Annotated in this window: 2 protein-coding genes and 1 pseudogene; all 3 read right to left on the bottom strand. The window is 35.6% G+C overall.

Annotated features, from left to right (window positions below; genetic code table 11):
* Positions 1-1,112: helix-turn-helix domain-containing protein (locus WBM98_RS08605; protein WP_424365613.1), on the bottom strand; the 1,112-nt coding region annotated here is incomplete at its 3' end.
* A gap of 237 nt (positions 1,113-1,349) precedes the next feature.
* The gene (locus tag WBM98_RS08600; RefSeq protein ID WP_424365612.1) at positions 1,350-1,958 is read right to left on the bottom strand and encodes an LpxA family transferase; all 609 of its coding nucleotides are present in this window, start codon (positions 1,956-1,958) and stop codon (positions 1,350-1,352) included.
* Between the two features lie 262 nt (positions 1,959-2,220).
* Positions 2,221-2,443 (bottom strand): annotated as a pseudogene (locus WBM98_RS08595) (DinB family protein); the annotation flags it as partial.

The following is a 2,443-nucleotide window of genomic DNA, read 5'->3' as shown; positions in this document are numbered from 1 at the left end:
CATGAGACACTGTGAATGTAAAGGCTTGGGGATATGCCTTCAAATTTTTTGAAGGCACGGTAAAAGGATGCTTTTGAATTGAAACCGCAGTTATATGCAATTCCTATAATAGAAAAGTGTTTGTTTTCTTCGTATATACATTGCTTTTTAAACTCTTCTATCCGGTACTTGTTGATAAAATCAAAAAAAGTTTGATGCATGTGGGAGTTTAGTATTTCGGAAAGATATTCAGGTTTTACTTCAAAGAATTTACTCAGTTTTAATAGATTTAAATCAGGTTCTAAAAATGGTTTTTCTTCATTCATGAACAGCTGTAATTTTTCAATAAAACCCCTTTCATCTTTGCGGGCGTATTTTTGATTATTATGCTGAAAATGTTCCTTATTTGGAACTACAATAAAAATGCTTTTTTGTTGCACACCAAAGAACCCAATTATCAAAACATAAATAGAGGCAAAACTGTAAGTAATAATCATTAAGGTTTTATAAGGTGCTATTTGAAATATCAAATCAAGATTAAAAAGACCTACATTCAAAAGGTAAATCGACAAGGAGGCTATAGTAAGGATTCGCAACCATTTTAAATCAATACTATCCGTTTTTGAGAAAAAATCATTTAATTTTCGCTGATATGTTTTAATCAGATTTAAAGCCCACAGGTTATAGGTAATTGTCGAAATCCCTATGCTCAGAATCGAAATTTTATAGAAAACCTGTCCTGTAAATAGCTCATTTTTTACAATATTTATTTTTTCAATTTCAGGTAAGCTAATAAAGCTTATATAATGAATTACTAGAAAAATAATAAATGGCAAAAAATGTAATATATATAAAGGCCTGAAAGTGAAATTCGGATTGCTTAATGATTTTATATAAAACCATAATGCCGGTCCGTGCAAAAATAATATGAGCCAATTTATATTAATTACTTGTGGGAAGGGGAAATCGTTTTGAATGTTATGTATCTCAATATATGCCAATAGAATGGTTAGGGCATACAATGCAATGATAATTCCCAGAAACAGGTCAGATTTGACCTTCCCCTTTTTGTTAAATAGCAATAGAATTAGAAATAGTGCCTGAAATATCCCAATGATTAAAATATAGTTCATTATTTTCCAGTTTTTCACCAGTCATTTTTCATACAAGCATAAGTTCCGGGGATGATAACAAAATCCCATATTTCTATATAGATAATACCCCTAATTTAATCAAAATATCAATTGCTTATTTGAAATTAAGGGAACTAAACAAAGGTTCATATAGGAGATTTGGTTGTGACCTGTGGATCTAGGATATGCTCGCAGAAAATAATTCCTACCAAGTAAAAAACCATGCGATTTTGGATATTAGTTTGCAAGTTGCTGGTCTACCAATTCCAATCGTTTGACTATGGAATGCTTTGGTAGAATAGTCCCGGGAGATAAAACACCATTTGCTCCTATTCTCGAATCATCACCGACCAAGGCGCCAAATTTTTCGACACCGGTATCTATTAATTCGTCTTTATAGCTCACCCAAATCCTTTTATTTTCTCTTTCATTGTAATGGTTGGCGGCGATTGAACCGGCCTCAAAATTCACATTGTGCCCGACAATACTATTGCCGATATAGTTTAGATGTGCAATTGCTGTTCCAGAACAGATGATGCTACTTTTAATTTCCGAACCGGGTCCGATTTTTACGGATCTGTCCAAAAAAACTCCTTCCCGAAAATATGCATTTGCACCGATATGGCAGTTTTCCATGGCTATAAAGGGCCCTTTGATGGTGACTCCCTTATCAATAACGGTTGTCTTATGTATCGCTATGCCATCATTGATTTTGAAGTCCGCGCCAAGATTGGGAAGTATTCCTTCAATAATTTCTTTTAAGTTGGCAGTCAATTCCCACGGCAATGACGTTTTTTCCGCATTGAAATGCGCCGAAATATTCGATATAAAATCACTAATGTTCATTTTGTGTATGGTTTGAAACTTTTTTTACTTGGTAAGCTGCACTTAAAATCCCTTCTAGGGAATTGAAATCCATCCTTGTCCTTGATAGTGAACGAATTTAGGTTGTGGTAGGGTATAGGATACGAACTGTGGTCCCAGGTGTTTTGGATAGCCCGTACCACCACTCGCTGCCACAAAGCATGATACTGGTTCAATAAAGGCGGGATGACCGTACGGGCCACTCCGACACCCTTTTGGGTTCATTGGCTAGGGAATGCTTTTTCTATGGAAAGTCAGGATGTGCCAAGACCTCTTCCATTTGCCGTATATGCCTTTCGGTATGCCCACTCATGAATAGTAGAATTTGTACCCCATCGATCATTCCCAATGGTAATTGTGCGTAATGGTTTCTTAAATCGTCCTTGGTAGTCCTCATATACGCTATATGTTCGGCACGTTTGGTCATAAAGGCTACCAGGGTTTTAGCATAGGAGCCAAATTTACCT

Origin of the sequence: Maribacter sp. (assembly GCF_049667165.1) — a bacterium.
Taxonomy (GTDB): domain Bacteria; phylum Bacteroidota; class Bacteroidia; order Flavobacteriales; family Flavobacteriaceae; genus Maribacter_A.
Note: the sequence above shows the minus strand (reverse complement) of the source record. Positions and strands in the feature narration are given on the sequence as shown.

Excerpts from the sequence above, each read along its gene's own strand:
- WBM98_RS08600 (WP_424365612.1), bottom strand. The coding sequence starts at position 1,958 with ATGAACATTAGTGATTTTATATCGAATATTTCGGCGCATTTCAATGCG.